31 protein-coding genes and 4 pseudogenes are annotated in these 24,231 nt (G+C 34.3%); 10 read left to right on the top strand and 25 right to left on the bottom strand.

All coding sequences use genetic code 11. From position 1 onward, the window contains the following. Window positions 1–32: 32 nt before the first annotated feature. The 3 genes from VF726_RS04840 to ytfJ all read right to left on the bottom strand — a co-directional run bounded on the left by VF726_RS04840 (window position 33) and on the right by ytfJ (window position 1,767). Complete coding sequence (locus VF726_RS04840; protein WP_029439466.1) at window positions 33–353, bottom strand: hypothetical protein; 321 nt, start codon at window positions 351–353, stop codon at window positions 33–35. Window positions 354–404: 51 nt separating this feature from the next. Further along, complete coding sequence (locus tag VF726_RS04835) at window positions 405–1,181, bottom strand: oxalate:formate antiporter (protein ID WP_000014090.1); 777 nt, start codon at window positions 1,179–1,181, stop codon at window positions 405–407. A 160-nt stretch (window positions 1,182–1,341) separates the two neighbouring features. Next, window positions 1,342–1,767: a GerW family sporulation protein gene (gene ytfJ / locus VF726_RS04830; protein ID WP_000349987.1), complete on the bottom strand. Its 426-nt coding sequence runs from the start codon at window positions 1,765–1,767 to the stop codon at window positions 1,342–1,344. 141 nt (window positions 1,768–1,908) lie between these two features. Between ytfJ and VF726_RS04825 the strand changes: the two are divergent. Further along, a pseudogene (locus VF726_RS04825) lies at window positions 1,909–2,331 on the top strand (GNAT family N-acetyltransferase); the annotation flags it as partial. A 121-nt stretch (window positions 2,332–2,452) separates the two neighbouring features. On the opposite strand, the gene VF726_RS04820 reads toward VF726_RS04825, so the two are convergent. From VF726_RS04820 to VF726_RS04790, 7 genes are all read right to left on the bottom strand, one after another. Next, entirely contained in the window at window positions 2,453–2,668 is a 216-nt protein-coding gene (locus tag VF726_RS04820; protein ID WP_440166712.1) for a hypothetical protein, read from the bottom strand. A gap of 131 nt (window positions 2,669–2,799) precedes the next feature. Then, window positions 2,800–2,970 (bottom strand): hypothetical protein, encoded by a 171-nt coding sequence (locus VF726_RS04815; RefSeq protein ID WP_418656653.1) that lies wholly within the window; start codon window positions 2,968–2,970, stop codon window positions 2,800–2,802. 148 nt (window positions 2,971–3,118) lie between these two features. After that, window positions 3,119–3,307, bottom strand: coding sequence for a hypothetical protein (locus VF726_RS04810; protein WP_440166275.1), 189 nt, complete (start codon window positions 3,305–3,307; stop codon window positions 3,119–3,121). A gap of 32 nt (window positions 3,308–3,339) precedes the next feature. Continuing rightward, window positions 3,340–3,588 carry a DUF4176 domain-containing protein gene (locus VF726_RS04805; protein ID WP_000771614.1) on the bottom strand — a complete coding sequence of 83 codons (249 nt, stop codon included), beginning with the start codon at window positions 3,586–3,588 and terminating at the stop codon, window positions 3,340–3,342. 194 nt (window positions 3,589–3,782) lie between these two features. After that, window positions 3,783–3,974: a hypothetical protein gene (locus VF726_RS04800; RefSeq protein ID WP_016512960.1), complete on the bottom strand. Its 192-nt coding sequence runs from the start codon at window positions 3,972–3,974 to the stop codon at window positions 3,783–3,785. A gap of 1 nt (window position 3,975) precedes the next feature. Further along, a complete protein-coding gene (locus tag VF726_RS04795) occupies window positions 3,976–4,872 on the bottom strand; it encodes a WXG100 family type VII secretion target (protein WP_098258622.1) in 897 nt (298 codons plus the stop codon). A 286-nt stretch (window positions 4,873–5,158) separates the two neighbouring features. Then, entirely contained in the window at window positions 5,159–5,350 is a 192-nt protein-coding gene (locus tag VF726_RS04790; RefSeq protein WP_098258621.1) for a hypothetical protein, read from the bottom strand. A gap of 278 nt (window positions 5,351–5,628) precedes the next feature. On the opposite strand from VF726_RS04790, the pseudogene VF726_RS04785 reads away from it, so the two are divergent. After that, a pseudogene (locus VF726_RS04785) lies at window positions 5,629–5,819 on the top strand (GNAT family N-acetyltransferase); the annotation flags it as partial. Window positions 5,820–5,844: 25 nt separating this feature from the next. On the opposite strand, the gene VF726_RS04780 reads toward VF726_RS04785, so the two are convergent. The 6 genes and pseudogenes from VF726_RS04780 to VF726_RS04755 form a co-directional block, all read right to left on the bottom strand. Next, the gene (locus VF726_RS04780; RefSeq protein ID WP_440166272.1) at window positions 5,845–6,726 is read right to left on the bottom strand and encodes a phosphotransferase family protein; all 882 of its coding nucleotides are present in this window, start codon (window positions 6,724–6,726) and stop codon (window positions 5,845–5,847) included. Window positions 6,727–6,757: 31 nt separating this feature from the next. Next, window positions 6,758–7,186: a GNAT family N-acetyltransferase gene (locus tag VF726_RS04775; RefSeq protein WP_000570288.1), complete on the bottom strand. Its 429-nt coding sequence runs from the start codon at window positions 7,184–7,186 to the stop codon at window positions 6,758–6,760. Continuing rightward, window positions 7,183–7,554, bottom strand: a complete 372-nt coding sequence (locus tag VF726_RS04770; protein ID WP_440166270.1) for a cupin — start codon at window positions 7,552–7,554, stop codon at window positions 7,183–7,185. Before VF726_RS04770 ends, VF726_RS04775 begins: the two co-directional genes overlap by 4 nt. Window positions 7,555–7,566: 12 nt before the next feature. Further along, window positions 7,567–8,052, bottom strand: coding sequence for a GNAT family N-acetyltransferase (locus VF726_RS04765; protein WP_000222822.1), 486 nt, complete (start codon window positions 8,050–8,052; stop codon window positions 7,567–7,569). After that, window positions 8,049–8,162, bottom strand: a pseudogene (locus VF726_RS04760) (2'-5' RNA ligase family protein); the annotation flags it as partial. The gene VF726_RS04765 and the pseudogene VF726_RS04760, both read right to left, overlap by 4 nt. Next, window positions 8,141–8,698: a GNAT family N-acetyltransferase gene (locus tag VF726_RS04755; protein ID WP_440166267.1), complete on the bottom strand. Its 558-nt coding sequence runs from the start codon at window positions 8,696–8,698 to the stop codon at window positions 8,141–8,143. The pseudogene VF726_RS04760 and the gene VF726_RS04755, both read right to left, overlap by 22 nt. Window positions 8,699–8,834: 136 nt before the next feature. Between VF726_RS04755 and VF726_RS04750 the strand changes: the two genes are divergently transcribed. Beyond that, window positions 8,835–9,461, top strand: coding sequence for a DUF1648 domain-containing protein (locus VF726_RS04750; RefSeq protein WP_440166265.1), 627 nt, complete (start codon window positions 8,835–8,837; stop codon window positions 9,459–9,461). Between the two features lie 30 nt (window positions 9,462–9,491). Here VF726_RS04750 and VF726_RS04745 read toward each other — a convergent pair whose 3' ends face one another. Further along, window positions 9,492–10,619 carry a metallophosphoesterase gene (locus VF726_RS04745; RefSeq protein ID WP_440166263.1) on the bottom strand — a complete coding sequence of 376 codons (1,128 nt, stop codon included), beginning with the start codon at window positions 10,617–10,619 and terminating at the stop codon, window positions 9,492–9,494. A 147-nt stretch (window positions 10,620–10,766) separates the two neighbouring features. Beyond that, complete coding sequence (locus tag VF726_RS04740; protein ID WP_440166261.1) at window positions 10,767–11,189, bottom strand: GNAT family N-acetyltransferase; 423 nt, start codon at window positions 11,187–11,189, stop codon at window positions 10,767–10,769. 130 nt (window positions 11,190–11,319) lie between these two features. Here VF726_RS04740 and pdxR point away from each other — a divergent pair, with 130 nt between their 5' ends. After that, on the top strand, window positions 11,320–12,720 hold the full coding sequence (pdxR, locus tag VF726_RS04735) for a MocR-like pyridoxine biosynthesis transcription factor PdxR (RefSeq protein WP_440166259.1): 1,401 nt from the start codon (window positions 11,320–11,322) through the stop codon (window positions 12,718–12,720). A gap of 46 nt (window positions 12,721–12,766) precedes the next feature. Here pdxR and VF726_RS04730 read toward each other — a convergent pair whose 3' ends face one another. Next, window positions 12,767–13,612 carry a YitT family protein gene (locus tag VF726_RS04730; RefSeq protein WP_440166257.1) on the bottom strand — a complete coding sequence of 282 codons (846 nt, stop codon included), beginning with the start codon at window positions 13,610–13,612 and terminating at the stop codon, window positions 12,767–12,769. 215 nt (window positions 13,613–13,827) lie between these two features. Here VF726_RS04730 and VF726_RS04725 point away from each other — a divergent pair, with 215 nt between their 5' ends. From VF726_RS04725 to VF726_RS04705, 5 genes and pseudogenes are all read left to right on the top strand, one after another. After that, window positions 13,828–14,706: a phosphotransferase gene (locus tag VF726_RS04725; protein WP_440166255.1), complete on the top strand. Its 879-nt coding sequence runs from the start codon at window positions 13,828–13,830 to the stop codon at window positions 14,704–14,706. 23 nt (window positions 14,707–14,729) lie between these two features. Then, window positions 14,730–15,617, top strand: coding sequence for a GNAT family N-acetyltransferase (locus tag VF726_RS04720; protein ID WP_440166253.1), 888 nt, complete (start codon window positions 14,730–14,732; stop codon window positions 15,615–15,617). Window positions 15,618–15,833: 216 nt separating this feature from the next. Next, window positions 15,834–15,983, top strand: coding sequence for a hypothetical protein (locus tag VF726_RS04715; RefSeq protein WP_440024604.1), 150 nt, complete (start codon window positions 15,834–15,836; stop codon window positions 15,981–15,983). After that, entirely contained in the window at window positions 15,976–17,331 is a 1,356-nt protein-coding gene (locus VF726_RS04710; RefSeq protein WP_440166251.1) for an RNA-guided endonuclease TnpB family protein, read from the top strand. The genes VF726_RS04715 and VF726_RS04710 overlap by 8 nt, the downstream gene beginning before the upstream one ends. A gap of 308 nt (window positions 17,332–17,639) precedes the next feature. Further along, window positions 17,640–17,855: pseudogene (locus VF726_RS04705) on the top strand (class I SAM-dependent methyltransferase); the annotation flags it as partial. A 21-nt stretch (window positions 17,856–17,876) separates the two neighbouring features. Here VF726_RS04705 and alr read toward each other — a convergent pair. Next, entirely contained in the window at window positions 17,877–19,052 is a 1,176-nt protein-coding gene (alr, locus tag VF726_RS04700; RefSeq protein ID WP_440166249.1) for an alanine racemase, read from the bottom strand. A gap of 171 nt (window positions 19,053–19,223) precedes the next feature. On the opposite strand from alr, the gene VF726_RS04695 reads away from it, so the two are divergent. After that, on the top strand, window positions 19,224–19,685 hold the full coding sequence (locus VF726_RS04695) for a DinB family protein (protein WP_440166247.1): 462 nt from the start codon (window positions 19,224–19,226) through the stop codon (window positions 19,683–19,685). Window positions 19,686–19,693: 8 nt separating this feature from the next. Here VF726_RS04695 and VF726_RS04690 read toward each other — a convergent pair whose 3' ends face one another. From VF726_RS04690 to VF726_RS04670, 5 genes are all read right to left on the bottom strand, one after another. After that, on the bottom strand, window positions 19,694–20,893 hold the full coding sequence (locus VF726_RS04690; RefSeq protein WP_440166710.1) for an MFS transporter: 1,200 nt from the start codon (window positions 20,891–20,893) through the stop codon (window positions 19,694–19,696). A gap of 196 nt (window positions 20,894–21,089) precedes the next feature. Further along, window positions 21,090–21,635 (bottom strand): MarR family winged helix-turn-helix transcriptional regulator, encoded by a 546-nt coding sequence (locus tag VF726_RS04685; RefSeq protein ID WP_440166245.1) that lies wholly within the window; start codon window positions 21,633–21,635, stop codon window positions 21,090–21,092. 144 nt (window positions 21,636–21,779) lie between these two features. Further along, window positions 21,780–22,556: a Cof-type HAD-IIB family hydrolase gene (locus tag VF726_RS04680; protein WP_440166243.1), complete on the bottom strand. Its 777-nt coding sequence runs from the start codon at window positions 22,554–22,556 to the stop codon at window positions 21,780–21,782. A gap of 6 nt (window positions 22,557–22,562) precedes the next feature. Next, entirely contained in the window at window positions 22,563–23,153 is a 591-nt protein-coding gene (locus VF726_RS04675; protein ID WP_440166241.1) for a histidine phosphatase family protein, read from the bottom strand. Window positions 23,154–23,257: 104 nt separating this feature from the next. Continuing rightward, the gene (locus VF726_RS04670; protein WP_440166239.1) at window positions 23,258–24,229 is read right to left on the bottom strand and encodes an SPFH domain-containing protein; all 972 of its coding nucleotides are present in this window, start codon (window positions 24,227–24,229) and stop codon (window positions 23,258–23,260) included. Between the last annotated feature and the right edge of the window lie 2 nt (window positions 24,230–24,231).

Below are 24,231 nucleotides of genomic sequence, written 5' to 3'. Positions count from 1 at the left end.
GAACATAAGCATAAGAAAAAGACCTTCTATTACTAGAAAGTCTTCTCTGAAACAAAAAGAAATGTACCAAACATTCCTACTCCGCTATATTCTTTCGTAACACCAGCTTCTGTTTTAAATGTTTGCTTTACAGTCATAAAGAATACACCATTTCGTGCATCTGTACTTTCAAATTTTAGTTTTTCTTTTTTACCATCTACATCTTGTGTGCATTCAAAACTACTCTCGTCACATTTCAATGCATACTTATCTTCTAGATACAATTTAAAATCTGATTCTTTCGGACAAGTTATAAGTAAAATTGCCACAAGAATAATACTTACAATACCCACAATTGTATAATATTTCTTCATTTGTACTCCTTTCAAAAGACAAGAAAACTTGACTGCATGCGCCAAGTTTTCTTAGTCCACAACCCATTGCCACTCTTGTTCTTTCTTATCAAAAATAAGCCAACCAGTCTCTGTTGCTTCTTCTTTCAATTCATCAATATTATCTAGTACCTCATCCGTACTTTCATACGACCCCACTACATATACCGGAATTTCAAGACCCCTTCTTGACTCAATTTTCCCTGCGAGATCAATATAAAGACCATCTTCCATTAATGGAATAAGCCCCATAATCACTTCTTTTGAAATTGCTGGGAAAATTTTTGATTTTTGGAAGAAAGAAAAACGTTTCTTACCGAAAGCACCGAGTTTATAAGGAATAACTTTACTTAACATTCCTACAAAATCAGCAATTCTACGATAATACACTTTGTTGTACCATCCGTCATCATGTGAAAAATAAACAAATCTATTTTTCAATAGCGGAAAGAACGTTCTTGCAAGTGGTTCTTTTTTGTGAGCCAAATATAAAAGCTCTGCAATTTCTTTTGGCTCTAATTCATCTAAATCGCTTGCATCATCAAAATCTACCCAACAAAATTCATCAAATTCATCAATCTCTGCTTGAATTAACTTATGTATATTTTCTTCCTCAACATATTCAAATAAAGTATGATAATGAAAATCTGTCCATTCAAAATTATGCTTTAAAAGCAACACTTGATGAAGCGGTGAAGGGATGTTACTTGCAAACTCTTTAAACGTAATTCCTGATGTAATAAAACAATGACCTCGACGATTCCCATTAATATATATCATATTCTTTACTTGGTCAGATCCTCCAGACAAAGCACCTAGCCACCTTCGTTTTATATGTTTCAATTCTATAGCATATTTTAACATGAAAAATTTTAGAAACATAGAAAAAACTTCAAAAACTATTTACAATTTCATGTGTTTTATTACATAGTGATTACAAGAAAAAACACCTGCTCGTGAGCAGGCGTTTTTAAAGGATTTCATCTGGATTTTGAGGATGATGATTTCCCTCTTTCTTTTCATCTTTTTGGAACATCGATTGAATTTTATCAATTGTTTGTGGAGCTAATTCAATCATTTTTTCTGCTAAATGTGTCGCATTTTGTAAATGAAGAATATTTACTCCATCTTTATTCACCACAAGAAATGCTACTGGTGTAATAGAAACGCCACCGGCGCTACCGCCACCAAATGCAGGGTTACCGTTCGCTCTTTGTCCATCATTCGTTTGGAAATCAGAACCTCCTGCTCCAAAACCGAACGCTACTTTAGAAACTGTTAACACTACACCACCGTCAGCCGTTTGAACAGGCTCTCCAACAATCGTATTTACATCAACCATTTCTTTTAAATTTTCCATTGCCGCTTTCATTAACCCTTGAATTGGATGATCCACCGTTCATAACCTCCTTTGTCATATCTTTCCTAGTTTTTCCGAAAGTTTGTGAACTAAACATAAAATTTTATATTGATTTCAAAAAACTTAAGTTGTAATATTTAGAAAAATAAAAAAAGAGGTAGATTCGTTATGATGTAAAAATTAACAAATAAGGATCATGAACAAGTATTCGCTTACCTAAAAGAAGAAGCAGCCCTTGACTTGTTTATTATTGGGGATTTAGAAGCTTTTGATGACACAGACTTTCAAGAATTATGGGGCGCATTCAAAAGAAACGGGACATTAAAATCAATTTTACTCCGCTTCCACGATTCATTTATACCGTATAGTAAAGATGAATTTGTGACGGCTGACTATGAGGCACTTCTTTCTACATATAAGCCGCTGAAACTCTCTGGCAAGTCAAACCCCTATTGTAGAACAATTTGAAACCGCTCCAGGTATACAACTAGGCCCCATGAAATGTATTTTTGCGAGTGTCTAGATGATAACAACTTACCTAACACGCCTATTCAAGAAACAATTAAACTTGCCACACTAGATGCTGTAGAGAGAATTATGTATATGAACTACCCAAACGGATGGCTTATTTTATTTTTTACCTATCTTCCAATTATCATAATTAGGTGTTCTATATCCTCTATTTTAATAACTGTTCCAATTGGAACGGTTTCATAGTTATTTATTCTCTTTTTTTATTGATTTTTCCCATGAGATTTTGAACAACTATATTCCACAATAAAGAAAGTGTAGTGACAAACAGTACTGCTAAAGAAAAATAGATTCTATCCTTCCACGTATCATATACAATCATACCTAGCATAATCATTATTAACGCACCAATACATATCATTATTTTCGAAAACTTTCGCATTTTATAATCACTCTTCTTTCTCACATTCAAACGAAAAACCTCCACCATAACCATAAGAGACTATTCCCTACTTACTAATTATAGTAAGACTCTCTCCAACTCTTATGGTAAATTTATTGTTAAAATTTCCTAATCAATAAAAAATTTCTAGGTGTTTATTCACTTCTATTTGTAATTTTTTTAGCTAAACGATTAAATAATACTGAACTTCCATACGCCAACATCCCAATACCAATCATACCAATACTGAAAAATAGTTTCTGCCATAAATTAAATGGGAAAAACCATCCTGCAATAACAAGTACCATTGTGCCAATAATAATCATAAATTTTCTCCTCTCTTCCAAAGAAAAAATGAACCCTCCATTACCATGAGAGTAACGTTAAAAGAGGTCACCAGTAGGTCACCTCCCAAGTAAAACGATTAATAATACATGTTACATATTTTCAGCTGTTATTCCATACAGTCTATCTCTATTTTTCCCTCTTCTTTTTTCGATTTTTAAATATAATCTCTAACGCTACTACTGTGATGAATCCAACAGTTAGTTGTATACCTGTAAACAATAGTTTATCATTTAGAGGAGTATCCGGAACACTCCACAGTAGTATCGGCGGGATAAGTATGCCAATGATTACAAGGATTCTCATTATTTTCCCCATTTTATTTTCCCCTATCGTATTTTCCAACTAATCTATAATTCTAATAATTTCTCGCGTAGAACTATTTCACTCTCAGTCATATACCCTCTATGCATTTCCTCTACAATCTTATCGTGATTAAAACATAATACTTTTTCATCCCCTAGATAGCCTATTGGGTAAGGAACACCCACATAATCAAAATCACGTTTATCTGCTGATATGACCATTCTTCCAATAATCATTACAATTTGTTCTATATCTTCTATTTTAACGACTGTTCCAATTGGTAATAGTTTCATTTGTTTTTTTCTCCTTTTTTAAGCATCTGTAATAGTTCCAATCCATTTTCATTAAAAATTTGAAAATGGATTCTAAAACAACATTTGAAGTAAATCCTATGAATAATTAAATTGCTGAAAAAATTTTTTTCTTGCAAAAAAACTTCAAGTGAATTCCGTATTATTATTGGATTACTTCTACCTTATACCAAACTTTATTTTTGTTTGAATTTTTTATATATTCGTCCTACTACTTTATTCGCTCCCAAGGAAATGGCTCCTAAAATTAAAACAAAAATAATAAGAGCAATCTTTTTAGGTAGGCTATATGGCAATAACATAGAAAATATAAGAAGTATCACAACTGCAACATATGTAATATATTTCCCCGCTTTAATTGGATCCATCTCAACTTTCCTCCTTTGTTTTTTCGACTTTTATAAATCCTCCAAGTCCAAATGCTTCTCCAAAGTACGCACCTGTCTCTGCACCTAATTGCACTTTAAAACCAGCTGTACCTAGTCCTACTTCTCCCTTTGCTATCACATCATGGTCTCCTATAAATGGAATGAAATCTGGAATATGTAAAATATTCACTTCAGCTTCATACTTGTTAGTCGTAACTTCTGTTGCAAGTTTGGCTGAATACTCTTCCACACCTACTGCGAAGTTTCCTTCACCCAATTTCTGAGTAATAGTTACTTCACGCTCAGATATACCCCAAGGAAAAAGTATTGGAACTTTCGTTTGAAAAGAGTTCTCTAAAGCCGTTCCTTCTATTTTTGCTCCTATAATATTCCCGGCCATCAAGTCCTCTTTGACAGTATCAAGTGAATATGGTAAATTCAAATCTATTTTTCCAGATAATGCTTTCATTCTCCATTCACCATCATTAATAATAGGTTTCTTTCCATCAACCACAGAACCTTCTACAGATCCACCAAGACGTTTTCCTTCTTTTAAAGATGCATCACCTGTAAGGATATCAACTTTGTCTTTGTTGTTTTCCAGAACCTTCGTTTGAGCCCTACGATAATCTAATTCATCAACTTCACGGAATTTCTTAGCAGAATGTTTGAGTTCTTCTGAAATTTTATCCAATAGATTATTAACTTCAAAAATTTTTGGTTTCGCTTCATTAAACATTTGATAAAAATTTTGACTTGTCGCACCTGTCCATTGGGACGCTATGTACTCTGTTTGATTATAAAGATCTTTGTGCATATTGTCTAAAGTTTGTTTTATATCTTGCACCAACTTAGCTGACTGCTCCAAACGTTCTGGAGTAATTTTTATTAAACCCATAAACCCTTCCCCTTTTTTAATATTTATATAGAATATTTTACCACAGGAAATTAATTTTATAGAATAATATTTTTTATACTCTTAAAAATCCAAAAACTATCCCTCTTCACGAGAAACAATTTTAATCGATATTAATAAATGCACAGATAGCTGATAAAGAGAATAAGGGGAATTATGATTAACCCTAGGTTATTTGTACTAAAAGAGCAACTGGTGTGGGTTAATCCTCCTAAAATTACTCTTAATAGGTACTATTATCATCATGATTTCCCCTATTGTATTAACTTTATTTATGTTGAAATTTACTATACATCCGTTCGTAAAACTTATTAGTAACCAGTGCACATGCTCCTAAAATAAGAACACCTGTAATAAAGCCAATCTTTTTAGGCAATTCATAATGAGACATAATAGCGACTACAAGCAATATAGCAATTGCAACATATGTAATATATTTCCCAGCCTTTAATGGTTGCATATTAATACGCTCCTCTCTTAATCCTCCAATTTAACGGGACAACCTATCCCATAACCATCTCTAACGTATAATCCCGTTTCATTCCCTAATTTAAACACTTAATAAATCTAGTTAATTTTCTATTTCCTGAAGTTCTGTCGTTTGTTCACTTAATAGTTTAACTAGTGGAAAGTTAGAAAGGCGATTCCATACAGAATGAAAAATCATCTTTAAAAAAATCGCTCATTTCACCAAATCTCTCTTATATAAGAGTTATATCCCATATACAAAATGCTTATATAGTCGTTGGCATATGTGCATACTCAGATTATCGCGGAGCAGATATACTTCGTTTATATTACATAAAATGATTCGGAACTTTACAACTGAAGGCCGAACACTTTGCTTATTTTATAACAACCAAGCTGCTGGACGAATTTATAAAAGACTAGGGTTTAAAGACATTGGGATGCGGACGATGTATCAATAATAAAAAGCCGATTTAAAATCGGCTTTTATACATATTGTGCTATTCCAGCTTCAAAAGCTTTCTTATCATTATTTAGTACGCCAAATAATGCTTCTTGAAGCGCAAATGTACTCTTATAAAAATACATTCGCTCCTTTACTGCTTCTAAATTAGGATAATAGGCTTCAAATAGTTGTAAAAACTCTTCTCCATAACTAGCTAATATGCCAGCAAAATCATAAGCTGGATCTCCAATGCTCGCCCCACCAAAATCTATGACCCCTGAAATATTCTTTTTTGTTGCACTATATAAAATGTTTGTCATGCCAAAGTCCCCATGAACAAGACTAGGAGTAAAGTTAAAATGACTACTTTCATTTAAATATAACTCAAACGATGTTGAGACCTCTTTTCTCGCTACATTTCTCATGAATGGATAAACATGTTCTTTTAATTGGCTATATAAACTATTTATTTCTGAATACATATCAGTACTATCACATTGCATAATACCTTCGAATGTAGATAACGGAATTTCATGCAACTCTTTTAAAAATCTCGCCAATGTGTACGCAAGTTTCTGTAATTGCTTTTCATCATTTATTTCTGTAAAAACATTTTTCCAAAACGGGTCTCCTTCAATCATCTCATAACCTGCAAATACTTTCCCTGGTACTTCATTTTGAAACCCTTGATAACTTGGATTGGGAATTTGAAGCGTAATGAAGGGTCTTATTTTCTCTAGTAACTGTGTTTCTATTCGAAGTTTCTGAATACCTTTTTCATATTTCGGAAACCGGAATACTATATTATCATTTACAATTAACACATCATTATTTTGACCTATTTCATTTATATAAACAGAATTTATTTGCAATTCAGGATACAACCTTTGTAAATACGCAACATACTCATTTTCTTTTCTCATTCTTTCTCTTCTCCCGTTTAAACTATTATTCTCACTTCAAAGTCATAATGACCTGTCTTTCAACAAAACCAAACTCCTCGTACATCTCTTTCGCAAAATTTCCAGCAAATACATTCAAACGAATTTCTGAATAATTCTTTTGTAATTCCTTAATACCAGCCTCCATTAACTTTCTTGACAATCCTTTCCCGCGGTACTCTGGAAAAACATATAATTCGTATATAAACCCTAGTTTTTCATGAGAAAAATAGTCCGTATTTTCCCCTATTAATATCCAACCCATTACAACGTTTTCTTCTTTAACGACTAAATAATACGCTCCCTTTTCTACAATCGGCCTTGTAATTTCAATCGCTTTCTCTGTATTTAAACGACAATTTCCCCTCGTACCTTCAAAAAGTGATTGAGCTGCATATTGTATTATTTCGTCCGTTTCTTCCCGATTTGCCTTTTCTATCATTTTTCACAACTCTCCTCTTTAATAGGCATTAATATCGCTCGTTCAAGATCCTCCGCTTCCATAACAATTGCCATTAATCCATGCTCTGTACTTGTCTCATGAAGCTCCCCCTTTTCCCAAAACACAGCTTGTCCCGCTTCCACCTTCACTTTTTCTTTATCTGCCCCACATACATATCCTTCACCGTCCACAATAAGAAGCAGTTGCGATACAACTGCTTCATGATATCCAATTATTCCATTCTCTTTTAAATGCATAGCACCGATATGTATATTCCCTTGATGGTTTACTATTTTCGACATTATGAAATTAGATTGAAATGCTGTAATTTGCTTTCCTACTTTTTCACTAAAATCAAATATTTTCACTTCTAGTCCTCCTTATATGTATAAAACCATCCTTACTGTCTGCATCATATGTCCTTCAAAATCTTCTTCAAATTCCTCTAATTGTGCAAAACCTTTCGCTTCATAAAAACGTTTTCCTTTTTCATTCGCTGCTTCTACATGAATGTATAGTTTCCGAATTCCTTTTAATACTGTTAACCCTTTTTGTAATAAAGCACTTCCTATCCCTTTCCCTTGTTGATCTGGTAACAAATAAATCGCGCCTAATTCTGCTTCGTTTTGCAGTCTAACAGGTGAAAAATTTGCAAAGCCAATTACTTCTCCCTCTTCTTCTGCAACGAATAAATGTGTATTCTCAAGACGATATTTCATTTTTTCGTCAGAATAAGCCTCGTCTAAAAAACTGTCTTGAATCTCTCTCGGAATAATGCCTTCGTATGTATCATGCCAAGCTATTTTCGCTACTGATTGTACAGCATGAATATCTTCTTGCTTCATTTCTCTAATTACATATGTCATCTCGTTGTCTCCATTCTCTTTAAATTATATTCTGCTAATATACTAGAAGAAATGGCAGTACCATTTTCATAATTCACCTTTATTAATTTTAATTTCTCAACGCTTCCCATTCTTCCCGAATCATTCCCATTCGAATAGAATCATAGTACGTTCCGTTATAATAACGGCATTTTCGCATTCTGCCCTCTAAACTCATCCCTATTTTCTCTGCTACTTTCATCATTCGTTCATTACCAGACCAAGTCGTGAGCCCTACTCTACCAATCTCCATTTTTTCAAATAACAAATCTCGATATAACGTTAACGCTTCTGTACCGTAGCCACCATTCCAGTAAGTTGGATTATAAATAACAATTCCCATCTCCAACCAACGTGTCGGTTTATGCTCCCAATAAAAGCCGACCGTTCCTATAACTTGACCGTTATTTTCTATAATTAAATTGGATAGCGGTTCTTCTTTTAAGCGAGTTTGCATCTTCTCTTTATAAGATGGGTATTCTTGCATTGAAAACGGAAAATACGGTGCGTCCCATTTTTTCCATTCTGGATTTTCTTCTTTAAATACAAGATCCCATAATGTTTTTATATCTGATTCATCAATTGTACGAATTGTTACTTTATCCCCTTTTACTATTACGCTTTTCATAATTTCCTCCTACACCCCTTTTTATTTCATATATAATTATAATATTTTTTCAGAAAAATCAAAACCAATATCGTTTATTATATTGTATAATTTTGTTATAAGATAACAATTATTCATGTAGAAAGCTGGTGATTCAATGAATAATAGATTTAGTATTGCTTTATTTCTCACTATTGTTACGACAAATATTATTCTCTATTTCTTCTTACCTTTAAGTATTGTTACGAAATGGGACTTCAATGGAACGCCTACATCAACAATGGATAAAGGCACTTTTGTTATCGTAAATATAATTATATGTTCCTTCGTATTCTTTTTATTTTTAGTTTTATCTAAAGCAGCGAGTAACCAGAAATTTCCCCATTTAATCGGCAACGCAATGTTACTATTCTTATTTTTTGTTGATATTGTCATTGCCCTTATCGCTCTTGGCTTTTCACTTCCTCTTGATCATTTCATATTTTTAGCATTAGGGCTTTTATTTATATTAATAGGCTATTTCAGTTCCAAAATTGATACGACTAAATCAACCGTTTCATTGGAGTGGAATGATAAGCACCTTGAAAAAAGAGCTTCAAATATTTGTAGTATTTCAATGATAATAGCAGGTATTTTCCTAGCGGGGCTCCCATTTATCGTTTCTGCTCCGTATAGAGGTTATGCTATACTAGCAATTATTTTAGGAATGACGCTTGTCATTTTACCGAGTACGATTTATTTACTTATTAAAGACAGCAAACAATCTACTCATTTAAAAAGGTAATAAAAAATAGGAGGTTACCTCCCTCCTATTTCAGCTAAATATTTTCTTTTGCGTCTTTTCTATCTCAACTAAAATACCTTTCTCTATCCAGCCTTCTACTCCATCGCTTTTAATTAAATCATATCCTGAGCAGCTGTTATCAATGAGAGAAACAATGTCCCCTTTTCTTACGCTTATTTGTGCACAAGAAATGTCGGTTTTCACTGTGTATTCGCCTGAATCAAGTTGCCTAATATATTCATTTTTCACAGAGAGTAATTTATTCGTTTCTCTTTGCTTACATATCGTATAATCTTGCATCTTCTCCATTGGCTCTATGTAATAATACGGATATGTTACCCCACCCTGCATTTCTGAGTTTGCATTAAAATCTGCTATTACTTCATACTCTGGAAAACAGTCTACATATGTATAAGAAAACGTATCACCAGCATCTGTCCTCTGAATGATAAATGCGTTTAATTGCCCTGCCTCTTTAATCGCATTTCCTCCGTCAATCGCAATCATCTTTTTCTTCTTATCAATAACTGGATTGTTAGACGGTGCTTTGTCTGAATAGTTTACAACAGGCCAATGACCGACAACTACATACTTATTTGCTTTATGTGATTGATTGAAAAACCCCGGTATCGCTATCGCATTTTTCCGTTCTGTTTCTTTCCAATCCTCTCTATCTTCAAGGCCAGCATGTACAAAAATATAATCTTCGGTTTCAATAGCTGTTGGCAATTCTGTTAGCCACTTTATTTCTTTTGAGAAATGACCCATCAATATGTTTTTCACTTCACAAACATCACTTTCTTCATTAACGGTAACATTCAATTGTGCTAGCCATTCATTGAAAATTGTATTCTTTCTCGTACATAAATAATTTATTAGCGCAGGATTTTCGTTTACAAGTGCTTCAACTACAACCTCACAATTCCCTTCTATTACATACACATTTGGCTTACTAACTACTAGATCCATCACATAGTTTACGACACCAATACTATTTCTTCCTTTCTCACAAAGATCACCATTAATAATTAAATAATCCTCATCTTTAAAATTTACTTTATGTAGTAGTTCCTTAAAAAGATCTAATTCTCCATGAATATCAGAAATAATAATGACTCTTACATCATTTGGTATAGATAATTTCTTTATTTTTTTCAAGTATAAACGCTCCTAACATTCTCTAAATTCAATATTCCCTTTTTAATTTCTAATATTCGACAAATTATATTACTAGACCTGTCCCTAACTCAAATCTGAAAAAGAAGATAGGTTCCATATATTTTTACATACGGAACCTACTTGATATTATAACGCTTTATAAAAAGAATAGCTTACCTTATCAAAACCCTCTCTTTTATAAAAACGATGTGCATCAATTCTTGGAAACGCAGATGTAAGAACGATAGAACTACAACCTTTTTCTTTCCCCCATTTTTCTACATATGACAACAGAACATTACCATAACCTTTTGATCTATGAGCTTCCGCAGTTACAAGATCATATACGAAAACATGTTTCTCATTATAAAAATTCGTACAAATTGCCACACCAGCTAGACTAACAACTTCTTCATCTTCATCACGTAGCGAAAACAGTTTATAATTTTCTTCTTTCATTTTTTGAAATAAAGAACTTGCTTCTTCTCTTGAAAGGTTAGTTCGCAATTGCTGTAATACGGGAAATACATCATGTAAATCCGCTTCTTTTACTACTTCTCTAATATTCATTATGATTCTCCCCTTACTATTTATAAAATTTTCTAAATGTTATATCATCATTATAGAAAGCCACTGCCCTTAGTTTAAGTGACAGTTTTATTCTTTTTTATAAGGCCAGTATGAAAAGGAGCGTCTACGAATGGATCTGACTATCCCATTAGTGTTACAAAATAAAACACCTATTTACTTACAAATTTATGAATATATGAAACGAGAAATCTCTCAAGGATCACTACGTGCCGGTACACGCCTTCCTTCTCACAGAAATTTAGCGATGCAACTTAATGTGAGCCGTATTACAGTTGAATCTGCCTATCAACAATTACAAGCTGAAGGTTATGTAGAAAGCAAACCGAAACGCGGGATTTTTGTTGCAGAAGTTGATATAGATGTCATTCAAAAGAAACAGCAAATTGCGTCAAACAGTGCAAATAATAAAGAAAACGAACAATATGATTATGATTGTAGTCAAGGGCTTATTGATCAAAAAGCTTTTCCGATAACAAACTGGAAAAGAGCATTACACGAAACTTTATTTCAGTATGAAAATGAATTATTTGCTAAAGAAGATCCACAAGGCGAGCTCGTTCTACGGGAGCATATTTCAAAGTATTTATATCATGCTCGCGGGGTACATTCTTCACCTGATCAAATTATTATTGGAGCAGGTACGCAGCCTCTTCTTTGGCTACTACTTCAACTACTTGGTTCAAAAAAAGAATACGGAATCGAAAACCCTGGATTTCACCGTATACCTGCTATGATTCAAAGTTCTGGCTTTTCTGTTCACCCGATTCCTTTAGATGATAAAGGGATTCATATTTCTGCTTTACGTGAATCAGGTTCCAATGTGGCATATGTCACTCCATCTCACCAATTTCCACTCGGAATCATTATGCCGTTATCTAGAAGACTCGAGTTATTAAAATGGGCGAATGATTGTAATGGTTATATTATTGAAGATGATTACGATGGGGAATTCCGCTATATAGGAAAACCTATTCCTTCTTTACAGGGGCTAGATTCAAATGAACGTGTTATTTATATGGGAACTTTCTCGAAATCTTTTTTACCTTCTTTACGAATGGGATATATCGTTTTACCACCGCATCTTTTAAGAACTTACCAAGAACTTGGTGGTATGTTTAAACAAACAGTTTCTACGCTGCAACAACTTACCTTTGCCACCTTTATTCAAAATGGGGATTGGGAACGTCATATTAACCGAAGTCGTACGTTATATAAAAGAAAACATATTTCTTTAATTAAATGTATGACAAACGAGATGGGAAATAATGTTCATATACTCGGTGAACAATCCGGACTCCATATTGTACTTCACGTTCATAACGGGATGAACGAACAAGAACTTATTCATGCAGCTGCAAAACAACGTATTAAGTTATACCCTCTCTCCACATACGATTCTGTTCAGAATGTAAGGAAAGAGTCATATGTATTGCTCGGTTTTGGCAGTATTCCAGAGGATTGTATCGAAACCGTTGTCCAATTACTGAAAAAGGCCTGGTTCCCTAAATAAGAATAGCTCCACGCAAGTTATACTTACGTGGAGCTATTTTCATTCACTATTTTTCTGATCTTGCAGTCCTTCCCGGACGTTTAACACCAGTTGTTTCTGTTGAATAGGAAGCTTCAATGATCGCAGTTGGATCTACAGAGAGAACGAGATCTTTCATTTTCGGATAAATGAAACGGTTTGTAATACAATAAATGATTCTCTTTTCTTCTCCTAAAAAACCACCTTCTCCATGTAGATACGTAACAGATAATTGCAATTCTTTCATAAGTAGATCGCCTATTTCTTTATTTTTACCAGAAATAATCATAACGCTCTTTCCTTGATTAATACCATCTAATATGAAATCAATCATCTTCGTAACAATATAGAAAATTGCTAATGAGAACATCGCCTGTTCGATTGAAAATAAAATTGCTACAAATATGAAAATAACTGCATTTACAGCAAGTAAAAATGTACTAATCGGTACTTTAAAATGTTTGTTCATCCAAACTGCTAACATTTCTGATCCATCTATTGCTCCGCCCATTTTCACTACAATCCCCACACCAACACCAAATAGGACTCCTCCATAAAGAACAATTAACAATTCAGAAGTTGTAATTGCTGGAAATGGTTTTAAATAGATTAACCCGAGTGTTGTAACAACGTTTGCATAGGATGTACGGATAAAGAACTTCTTCCCCATTACTTTTGCAGTAAATAATAAAATCGGGATATTAATTCCTAAGAACACCCCGTAAAGCGGTAATCCAGCAACTTTATTCGCCATAATAGCAATGGCCGTTACCCCGCCATCTACTAATCCGTTAGGCGCTAAAATAAGCTCTAATGAACCTGCTACAATAATTGAGCCAATTGTTAATAATACGTATTCAAATACTTTCTTCATTCATTACCCCCAAAACTTATATATTTTCTTAGTATTATTTTAACGTAATTTCTATACTAATTCAAAGATATCAGTTTATATACACAAAAGTTTCAACTTTACGACTATTTTCCATAAATGTATTTAAGTTCTATGTTGTCCCTATCATTATCCACTTCATACACATTCTGTTATATAATGAATTTATCGAATTTACAGAAAAGAGGAGCATCTTCATGCTACAACAATTATTTACTTCACCTATTTTATCTGTTCAAACTTTACACCCAGGTTATGAAGATCATGCAAGCGATGTATTTCTTGTCCAAACAGAAGATGAAGAAGTCATCGTTCGTTCTTCTAAAATGACTGAAGAACCAAACAATGATTTTTGGTGGGGATGTAAAAACCTATTTGGAATTGATCCGAGGAACGTACATCATTTAGAACATATACACGAATTATTGAAAAACCATACTAACTTGCCCATCCCGACTATTTTGCAAAAACATGTTTTAAATGGCCGAAAGTATGTTAGTGTCGAAAAACTAACAGGAAGTACGCTGCAATCCTTTGTCGGACAATCTAATTCAATTTTATTCGATCTTGGAAAAGGACTAGCAGAAATTCATTCGTTTCAAGCAGAGTTTATAGGAAACCCATCAGGTACTTTCCAAGTTCCACTAGTAGAATGTAAGTCTCACATATTAAAAGTCAGTAAAGAACTTGTAAGTAGGTTTTATTCCGATAATACGAGCATCCGTAACGCATTTCCTACTTTTGAATTACAGCTTTCTTCCTTGCCAACTCCAAGGGAATCTACGCTCGTTTTAATTGATATGGATCCTACTCAGTTTTTATCAGATGGTACAACTATTACTGGTTTAATAGATACAGAAGCTTACGCAGTTGCTCCACGAGAGTTTGATTTTATTGGCTTAGAATATGTATTTACAGAAAAGGAAGCTCATGCTTTTAAACAAGGTTACGAAACCATTATGTCTATTCCTAATCTTGTAGAATGTAGACGTCCCTATCGATATTTGTACCGGTTATTATCTGTTCAGGGCAGTGTGGAGTTAGAAAAGTGGCTAAGTCATCCATCCTATTTTTAAATACGAATGTGAGGGATTGTGAAATGAATTTTGAACGAAAGAAATCTTTAACAGTAAACGAAATTCAGCAAATAAAAGATTTAGCTCATATTTGCGGGCAACACGATCAAATTGATTACTCGTCAGATTTACATGTAAACCTTTTAACTGCTCGTAATAAAGAAGAGATAAATGATTTTTTACTCTATGACGATATTCAATTAGTCGGTGCATTAAGTATGTATGACTTTGAAAGACCTACCAAACTGGAGCTAATAGGCTTTGTTCATCCGAACTATAGGAAACAACATATAGGCACCACTCTTTTACAAACCGCAATGAAAGAAATACGAAGAAGAGAGGCAGACGAAGCTCTTCTTATTATGAATGGGGAGTCCACTTCTGGGCACGAATTTGCAATACATATGAAGCTGCCTTATTTATATAGTGAGTATAATATGGAGTTCAAAGCAAATGAAGTGCAAAAAACAACGGAGAATGCTATACAACTTACTCTTGCATCTTCAAAATCACTCCTTGATCTTATTGAAATTTCTAGTAAAGCGTTTAGAGATTCAGTAGAAAACACCGCTACATGGTTACAAAAGATGATGAATTCATCTTCCCATCAAGTTTACAGTGCTCTTATCAATGAAAAAGTGATAGGAACAATTACAGTTTCTAAACAAGAGCAATCTACTACACTATCAGGATTCGCCGTTCATCCTTCCTATCAAGGTAAAGGATACGGAAAAGATATTCTTATGTCCATGGTACATATCCTTATTACAAAAGGAGCTTCAACAATTGAATTAGACGTCGAAACGAAAAATAACCATGCTTTAAAACTATATACACAATGTGGTTTTGAAATTAAAACGAAGCGTGACTATTATAATATAATGAATTTTGAGGAGAATACATATGTCTAAAAAACTAATTTATCCTTTCCGGCAAGAAGACTCCATCTGATTTGTGTTACAGGTGAAACCCAACAATTCAGGTGGTGATGAATTGCTGTCAGCAGGTAGGCTGCACTCTTTTGTTTCGCTCTTAATAATCTTCCCAGGGCGAATGTTTGTTTCTTTTTGTCTTACGATATAATGTAGATAAGGAGGGAATAGACTGTAAGACAACGAAATAGGATAATGATTATCATTCAGCTACTTGAGCCAAAAAGAAATCACGATGAAGAGCATGTTCACATTTTGTTTCGTTTTGTTCCAAATAGTGATTTGCCAAAAGTAATGAATACGTTTAATGAACTTTCTAAGAAAGGTGGTGAAAACAATGGCTAGAAAGAAGGCAGTGAAAGTATTACGGAAACAAAAGAAAAGAGAAACTATGCAACGACTCACGCAGAAACAGCATATCGGACGAGCTTGCCTCACAGCTAAAGAATTTCGTTTACTGCAGCGCATATCGCATAGTTCAAAAGCACTGCGAAATGTTGGGTTGTACACGATAAAACAAAGTTACTTGAACAATAACAGGATGGCTACTGTAAAAGAAGTGGACAATGCTATGCAAGCCGATATGAACTACTGGGGCGTTCAATCAAACTCTGTTCAAGCGATTCGTAGGGCCTTATTTACAGAAGTAAAGAGCTTTTTTAAAGCGTTGGAACAGTGGAAGAAACATCCTGAGAAGTTCACAGGTCGTCCGAAGTTTCCGAATTATTCTCGTTCCACTGACAAACGAATTATTGAAATCTATCAAGTCCCAAAAGTAGATGATAACGGGTATTGGATGATTCCGATGAATGTGGCATTCAGAAAAAAATTTGGTTCTATTAAAATACGTATGCCAAAAAACTTAAGAAATAAAAAAATCTCCTACATTGAGATTGTACCGAAGCAAAAAGGTCGGTTCTTTGAGGTGCATTATACATATGAGATGCACGTTTCTCAAATGAAGCAACAATCCACGACTACGAGTAACGCTTTGAGTTGCGATTTAGGTGTAGATAGATTAGTAAGTTGTGTAACAAATACAGGTGATACCTTCTTAATTGATGGAAAAAGATTGAAATCCATAAACCAATATTTCAACAAAATGATATGTAATCTCCAGCAGAAAAATATGGGAAACGGAATTTCAAAACGAGTTGTAACGAATAGAATGGCCGCACTTTGGCATAAACGAGAAAGACAAATAAATGGTTACATTTCACAAACTGTAGGCTTGTTGTTCAAAAAAGTGAAAGCATTTGGCATAGATACGATTGTCGTAGGGTATAACGTTGGTTGGAAACAAAAATCTGATATGGGGAAAAAGAATAATCAAAAGTTTGTTCAAATCCCATTTCATAAACTGGTTGTAGCGATTGAGAATAAATGTATAAAAGAAGGTATACGATTTTTCAAACAAGAAGAAAGCTATACTTCAAAAGCTAGTTTTCTAGACAAAGATCCGGTTCCAGTTTGGTCTAAAGATGAGAGGACACGTTATCGTTTTAGTGGCAAACGAATGACTCGTGGTCTGTACCAAAGTAAAGCAGGAACATGTATCCATGCAGATATTAATGGTGCATTGAATACATTGCAAAAATCAAAAGTTGTACAATTGGATGGCAATCTCAAAGTGAAAACACCGATTCTATTAGAAGTGCAAAAACGTAAGGCTGTTGCCTCGTGCATAGCTTAGTGGGTGCGTCAACCATCCATGTGTACTCGACTTGTCGGGGCTTGTAGCACACGCCGGATTCATCTGAGTGGTGGCTTCTTCCAGAAGGGAGAACCGCTCTTTTTCGAAAGGGTGGTGCAAGTGGGAAAACGATAGTTCGTTGCCAGTACCAACCAAAAACTTGCTTGGGGTGTTACCATATGGTGGCATGAATGCTAGAGCGTCAACTGTCTAGCGATAGACGAAAAGACCTAGCGTTCTAACTCAAGCCCCCACTGATAGGCTTTATCTCAGTGGGGATAGTTGACTCTGATTATGATATTTTCGCATCCATTGATTCTACATATGATAACGCAAATAAAAAAGCAGAAATGAACTTTATACTATTTCAGCATGACAATGATAATAATTGGACAAGAAGTGACTTTTCATTTGAAGAAGCTTGTTACTCCAATGAAGAAATAATATCCACGTTGGAATCTGAAGGTTTTAAAAACATTCAAATACACGGTACAAATAGAGCATTTTTCATTTGTCAAAAATAAAAAAAACTGAATCATAACGATTCAGTTTTTTCTTAATATATTTACGACAGCAGCCGTTTCATTATTTTCTTTATAAACACGCGGTATTCTTCTATCTAACATACATGTAACTTCATAGTTAATTGTACCTAACATATCCGCTACTTCTTCTACCGCTATTTCTTCTTCACCTTGTTTACCGTAGAATACTACTTCATCTCCTACTTGTACTGGCATTGCTTTTGAAGCGTCTAACATAAGCTGATCCATACAAACACGGCCAATAACAGGTACTCGGACTCCATTTATTAATGCATGCCCTTTATTAGATAACTGACGATTATAACCATCTGCATAACCAATTGGTACAGTCGCAATCCATTCCTCACCAGTCGTTACATACGTATTCCCATAACTTACACCGCGATTTTTCTTCGCATGTTTAATATGAGCAACTTTTGATTTTAACGACAACGCAGGCTGTAAAGAAACGACTGCATGATCTACCTCTTTTGAAGGATACATTCCATAAATTCCAATACCAACGCGAACCATATTTTGAAATGTATTGCTAAGTTCCATCGATCCTGCACTATTTGAACTATGAATATATGGAATATGCATTCCCAATTCTTTTGCTGCATTGACAGCTTTCTCAAATAAACTTGTTTGCATACTCGTATAGGATTTATCAATTTCATCTGCCGTAGAGTAATGTGTAAACATTCCTACTACCTCTACATACTCCATACGGTTTAATTCTTCTAAAAATGGTTTAACCTCTTCTTCTTGTAAACCGATACGACTCATTCCTGTATCAATTTTCACCTGAATTTGCGCTTTCTTTTGAAGACGGTTTGCGATTTCATTTATACCTTGTAAATCTTCACTTCTATAAACAGTCATCATAACGTCATATTGAATTGCCTCTTCCGCAGCTGCTACTGACGTATACCCTAAAATTAAAATCGGCACGTTAATTCCTGCTTCTCTTAACTCTATCGCTTCATCTACAAATGCAACTGCAAGCTGATTTATTCCTGCTTCAATAGCAGCTTTCGCAACTTCAACTGCCCCGTGGCCATACCCATTTGCTTTTACAGCAGCCATCATTGCAATATTTTCATCATTCACTCGTTTTTTAAATTCTTTTACATTATGTTTTACTGCATTTAAGTCAACTTCAACAATTGTATCTCTTCCATATTTCAAACTCATTGGTCTAACTCCTAACTCAATAATTGCATTCCATTCTATTTCACGTTTCTTATGACCTTTTACAATATAATACTTTTCAATATGCTAGTCAAACTACTAGAATTTTCGGAATTTTGAGTATGATATAATACCCTTAAGAAACTATTATAAACGGAGATGAGGAGAATTACAATGTTTGTTCAATCTGCATTACATCAACTACAAGTTGCTGTTGATACTTCTATTCAAATGCTTAACCAATATACTGAAACCGAATTAAAAATACACCCCATTCACGCAAAGCGATCTCTATTTGAAATGTGTGCCCATCTTTCTCTTATTTGCCATGCAGATTTACTCATTTTAAACGGTTTTACGGAAAAACAAATGTACGCTTTCTATAAAGAACAAACACCCGAAACAATTACGCAAATGCACCAAACGATGATACAGGGCTACGATTTACTTTCTAAAACTTTTTTATCCTATTCCACTGAACAATTAGTGGAAATGAAGACTGCCTATTGGGGTATTTCTTATTCCCGCTTTGAATGGTTGCTTGAAATTGTTGCACACTTTTACCATCATCGTGGGCAAATACATATTTTATTATGCGAGCATATGAAAGATCCTCACATTGCTTTATTTGAGTAATTTTCCACTCATTCATTATCCAGTACACGTTCATCGTTTATAAATAGAGAAGCGATAAAACCAATAAAAAGTATCATTCCTAATAAAATAAACGTTTGAGCATAACTTCCTATCTTCATAAGATAAATAGAAATGATGGGTCCAATACTAGTGCCTAAAAATAAAATAAAAGTATAAATAGAAACTGCTATTCCCCTTGCTTTCCCTCCCAATTGGCCAACAAGAGCAACTAAAGACGGAACGGATATAGCAATACCTATTACAAAACAGACACTCATTATGACTAGAAGAGGCAGATACGAAACAAAGCCCATTGCACTTAGACTAAAAATAGCGACCAGCAATCCACCTTGAAGAACTTTCCTTACTTCGAACCTCTTTGTTAAACGACCCGCAATTGGTGATAGAATCATACCAAATAGTCCTGCTAAACGAAAATATAGGATTTGTTCCGCATTTAAATTATAAGTAGGAGAGCTCAAATAATTACCTAAAACAGTATACATATTAACAAAAGCCATTAATAAAACAAACGCAATCATATAGCTCAATACTAAGCTTTTATGTGTAAAAACTTTCCCCATCTGTTTAATCGGTCCCAAAATATCAGTATAAGATTGAGACGTCTCCCCTTTTGGAAGAGAATAATGAATCCATACAGCCGTAATCATATAGACACTACTAAGAAGAAAGAACACCATGTGCCATCCAAAATGCTGACTAACAACCGTACTTATTACCTGACCTACAATACCAGCTACTAAAAAACCGGTACTAACAAATCCTATCGTTGTAACCTTTCTTTCTACTGGGAACATTTCTACAACGTAGGCTAACGCTACTGGAGAAAATGTAGCTGCTGCAATACCCTGTAAGCCTCTAAAAATAACAAGCCACAATATACTCTCTACAAATCCTAAGGAAAACGAAATAATCGACAGAGCAAGTAATCCAATGAAGATCACTTTTTTTCGCCCATATTTATCAGAGATTGCCCCAAATAACAAGCAACCTATAGCAAAGCCAACAGAAAATATACTACCTGTAGCTGCAGATTGCGCTAGTGAAACATTAAAAAGGTCTGCAAATAGTGCAATTAAAGGGATTGTTACATATAAGCTAGACATAACGACCATACCCGACCAACATAATACAACTGTCATTATTGTGTAATTCTTTTCACGATTTATTTCTTTTCCTATTTCCATCATAATATCTCTCCCTTATTACGATTTTTTTATCAATTTAAAACCTTTAAAGTACGCAAAATGCTATTTCTTTAACTGCTACTCATTTTAATTACATCGTAAAAAGTATGGCTGCCCCCAAAAGTTAGTCAAACATATAATAAGGTAAGCTAATTATATTCCCAAATAAATAAGTTGATCCTCATAATCAACTTATTTACCTACCTTCTCCTAATTTCACCTGCATATTTACTTGCATTTTACTTAATAACTTCTCTAAAACTTGACGCTCTTCTTGATTAAAGTCGTCAACTAACGAAGCGCAAGATAACCAAAAAGTTGGTAAAGAGTGCGTAACTAGCTCTTTTCCTTTTGGAGTAATTTTCACTTTTAATCTTCTTCGATCTTCAGAATGATGGAATCTTACGATTAACTCTCGTTTCTCCATCCAATCTAATAAGCCAGTGACAGAAGCACGTGTTATCCCTAATCGACTCGCAATATCCGAAGGACTCATGTTCACTTCTTCCTCATTTGATTCCATTTCACGCAAAATAAACAGCAGTAAAAAATCTAATTTACTTTCCGAAATACCAAGCGGAGCTAAATCTACGTCAACAGCATCAAGAACATTATCCGACGTCCATAACATTAACAAACCAAGTTTTGCTGCGATTGGATCCGTATCCGCTGATGCCGTCTTTTTTATTAACTCTGCATACGGCCCAATCCCTAAAGGATGAGAATCATTTTTTGAATTCATTCATCTTTACTCTCCTTTCTTTTTAATTAGCTTACCTAACTACTTTTCATTATACTCACATTTTTCCTTTTATTGCAAGAATATTGTTAGACAAAAAATCCTGTCATTAGAACAGGATTTTTTTACACTGACTAGCTATTATTTTTAAATAATACGAAACTTCTTTAAGGCAACAGAAATACCACCTTCACTTGATTTCGTTGTAACGAAATCAGCTCTTGCTTTTAACTCTTCTCCGCCATTCTCCATCGCAATACCTAATCCTACATACTGCAACATTTCAATATCATTTCCACCGTCACCAAAAGCAATCGCTTCTGATTTACAAATATTTAAATGCTCCAATACCTTTTGAATTGCAGTTAGCTTCGATACTTTACTATCTTCCAATACATTTATAACGTAATTATGAAAACGCTCAAACGTAAGCATAGGATATCTTTCAAGAAATTTTTGAGCTTCTATTTCATCTGCATACAGACATAAGCAATAGATTTCCTCTGACAAATCCATGCTTTTTTCAGGATACTTCTCTAAATTCAACGTCTCGCTAAGCGCTTGCATGACACGCTCATTATCCGAGGCTATTCCATTCATTGCAAAATCCTCGGTAAAATAAGAAATACCGTGACCATTTAATTCAGCAAACTTTGAAATATCATGAACGATTTCACTAGAAAGTACCGATTTATGTATAACTGTTTCCTCAAACTTGATATGTGCACCATTTGCAGAAATAATTGTATGTATGCCCAGTTCTTTAAATTGCGCGCATAAACTATATGGCCTCCCTGTAGTAACAACTACGTGAATCCCTTTATCTATTAATCTTTGTATCGCTTCTTTTGTACTTTCGTGCATACTTCTGTCGATCTCACTTAAAAGAGTACCGTCAACATCAAAGAATACTACTTTATACATTGATCTTTACATCCCGTCTAAATGACTTGTATCATTAATGAAATGAACCGTTTTTTGTTCACCATCAATTTCAATTAAGCTTATTCCCGTATCTCCCATTTTAAAATAATAGTCCATCGAAATTGGCATTTTGAAAAACGCACGTAATAGACTATTTATTACACCACCGTGTGCAACAATTGCAATTCGGTCATATGTATTCTCTGTCACGATTTTAGAAAAGATTCCTTCTATTCTCATTCTAAATTCAATAAATGATTCCCCGTTTTCAAAACGATCATGAAGAAACTTTGGCTCTGGATATTTTTTTGCCTCTTCAAATGATAACCCGGCTTGTATCCCATTATTAAACTCCATTAATTCCTCTTCTAATTGAATTGGGCATCCAATTCCTTCTGCTAACGTTTCACCAGTTTCGCGAGCACGTTTTAATGTACTTGCCCAAATGAAATCTGGCGGAAAATCTGCTTTCATTTTCTGTACAAGTCTTTGCACTTGCCGCCTTCCTTTTTCTGTTAATTCAAAATCAGCTCGTCCTTCATGTACGTTTAAAATATCAGCTTCTGATTCTCCGTGGCGTATTAGTAGTATTTGCATGTTTCTTCACTCCCCTTTTTAATATCCGAAAAATTCCATTATATCATACTCTGAATTTTCTATAACAAAAAAGAGAAATGGCATCCCATTTCTCTTTTTCACTCTTATTGTTCTTTTGGTGTATCTGAAGGAGGTAATCTCTTCGCTTGTTTTTCTTTAAAGATTTCTCCAATTGCCCCGAGAGTACCAAGTGTTTCAATTGCATTAGATGGAATAAAGACTTTATTTGCTGGCCCTTTCGCAACTTCAGCCAATGATTCAAATGATTTGTAAGCAAGTATACGCTCATCTAAATTTGCTTCACGAAGCAATTCAATTCGATTTTGTTCTGCTTTTGCAATTTCCTCAATCGCTCTCGCTTCCCCTTTTGCTTCTAACTCTTTCGCTTCTTTAATACCTTCAGCTTCTCGAATACGTGCCTCTTTATCCCCTTCAGCCATTAATATTTTACTTTGCTTTTCCCCTTCAGCACGAAGGACTTTATCTTGTTTTGCAGCTTCAGCTTCTAATATGATCGCACGTTTATTACGTTCTGCTTTCATTTGTTTTTCCATTGATGCTTGCACATCTTTCGGCGGATTAATATCAACAACTTCAACACGTTCAATACGAACGCCCCATTTTTCTGTTGCTTCATCAAGTGCTAAGCGAATTTCTGTTGAGATTTTTTCACGACCTGATAACGTTTCATCCAGTTCCATTTTACCAATGATTTGACGCATCGTTGCAGAAGTAATGTTACGAACACCATATTCATAGTTCGAAATACCATATGTCGCAAGTTCCGGTTCCACAATTTGATAGAAAATAATTGTATCAATCTCTACTTGTACATTATCTTTCGTAATTACCTTCTGCGGTGGTACATTTGTTTGTTGAATACGTAAGTCATGATATACACGAACGCGATCCACAATTGGTATTAATAAATTTAATCCCGGCTGCATTATACGTTGAAACTTACCAAATCTTTCAACGACTCCAACTTTTTGCTGTGGAATAATTTTAATTGTTAATGCGATAAATGTAACAACAATTAGTGCGAAAATAATGGTTAATGTCAATGCTACTGCCATAT

Source organism: Bacillus sp. Brlt_9, assembly GCF_051948935.1.
Classification (GTDB): Bacteria; Bacillota; Bacilli; order Bacillales; family Bacillaceae_G; genus Bacillus_A.
Note: the sequence above shows the minus strand (reverse complement) of the source record. Positions and strands in the feature narration are given on the sequence as shown.

Bases quoted from the DNA above. Each gene is read 5' to 3' on its own strand.
- alr (WP_440166249.1), bottom strand. From the start codon at position 19,052: ATGAGTTTGAAATATGGAAGAGATACAATTGTTGAAGTTGACTTAAAT.
- VF726_RS04780 (WP_440166272.1), bottom strand. From the start codon at position 6,726: ATGAGAAAAGAAAATGAGTATGTTGCGTATTTACAAAGGTTGTATCCT.
- VF726_RS04800 (WP_016512960.1), bottom strand. From the start codon at position 3,974: ATGGATCCAATTAAAGCGGGGAAATATATTACATATGTTGCAGTTGTG.
- VF726_RS04805 (WP_000771614.1), bottom strand. From the start codon at position 3,588: ATGAAACTATTACCAATTGGAACAGTCGTTAAAATAGAAGATATAGAA.
- VF726_RS04740 (WP_440166261.1), bottom strand. From the start codon at position 11,189: ATGAATATTAGAGAAGTAGTAAAAGAAGCGGATTTACATGATGTATTT.
- VF726_RS04815 (WP_418656653.1), bottom strand. From the start codon at position 2,970: ATGATTATTATTGGCACAATGGTACTTGTTATTGCAGGATGGTTTTTC.
- VF726_RS04695 (WP_440166247.1), top strand. From the start codon at position 19,224: ATGTTTGTTCAATCTGCATTACATCAACTACAAGTTGCTGTTGATACT.
- VF726_RS04750 (WP_440166265.1), top strand. From the start codon at position 8,835: ATGAATAATAGATTTAGTATTGCTTTATTTCTCACTATTGTTACGACA.
- VF726_RS04775 (WP_000570288.1), bottom strand. From the start codon at position 7,186: ATGATAGAAAAGGCAAATCGGGAAGAAACGGACGAAATAATACAATAT.
- VF726_RS04675 (WP_440166241.1), bottom strand. From the start codon at position 23,153: ATGCAAATACTACTAATACGCCACGGAGAATCAGAAGCTGATATTTTA.
- VF726_RS04710 (WP_440166251.1), top strand. From the start codon at position 15,976: ATGGCTAGAAAGAAGGCAGTGAAAGTATTACGGAAACAAAAGAAAAGA.
- VF726_RS04730 (WP_440166257.1), bottom strand. From the start codon at position 13,612: ATGAAGAAAGTATTTGAATACGTATTATTAACAATTGGCTCAATTATT.
- VF726_RS04725 (WP_440166255.1), top strand. From the start codon at position 13,828: ATGCTACAACAATTATTTACTTCACCTATTTTATCTGTTCAAACTTTA.
- VF726_RS04680 (WP_440166243.1), bottom strand. From the start codon at position 22,556: ATGTATAAAGTAGTATTCTTTGATGTTGACGGTACTCTTTTAAGTGAG.
- VF726_RS04720 (WP_440166253.1), top strand. From the start codon at position 14,730: ATGAATTTTGAACGAAAGAAATCTTTAACAGTAAACGAAATTCAGCAA.
- VF726_RS04795 (WP_098258622.1), bottom strand. From the start codon at position 4,872: ATGGGTTTAATAAAAATTACTCCAGAACGTTTGGAGCAGTCAGCTAAG.
- pdxR (WP_440166259.1), top strand. From the start codon at position 11,320: ATGGATCTGACTATCCCATTAGTGTTACAAAATAAAACACCTATTTAC.
- VF726_RS04840 (WP_029439466.1), bottom strand. From the start codon at position 353: ATGAAGAAATATTATACAATTGTGGGTATTGTAAGTATTATTCTTGTG.
- VF726_RS04810 (WP_440166275.1), bottom strand. From the start codon at position 3,307: ATGGGGAAAATAATGAGAATCCTTGTAATCATTGGCATACTTATCCCG.
- VF726_RS04670 (WP_440166239.1), bottom strand. From the start codon at position 24,229: ATGGCAGTAGCATTGACATTAACCATTATTTTCGCACTAATTGTTGTT.
- VF726_RS04755 (WP_440166267.1), bottom strand. From the start codon at position 8,698: ATGAAAAGCGTAATAGTAAAAGGGGATAAAGTAACAATTCGTACAATT.
- VF726_RS04790 (WP_098258621.1), bottom strand. From the start codon at position 5,350: ATGCAACCATTAAAGGCTGGGAAATATATTACATATGTTGCAATTGCT.
- VF726_RS04715 (WP_440024604.1), top strand. From the start codon at position 15,834: ATGATTATCATTCAGCTACTTGAGCCAAAAAGAAATCACGATGAAGAG.
- VF726_RS04685 (WP_440166245.1), bottom strand. From the start codon at position 21,635: ATGAATTCAAAAAATGATTCTCATCCTTTAGGGATTGGGCCGTATGCA.
- VF726_RS04765 (WP_000222822.1), bottom strand. From the start codon at position 8,052: ATGACATATGTAATTAGAGAAATGAAGCAAGAAGATATTCATGCTGTA.
- VF726_RS04690 (WP_440166710.1), bottom strand. From the start codon at position 20,893: ATGGAAATAGGAAAAGAAATAAATCGTGAAAAGAATTACACAATAATG.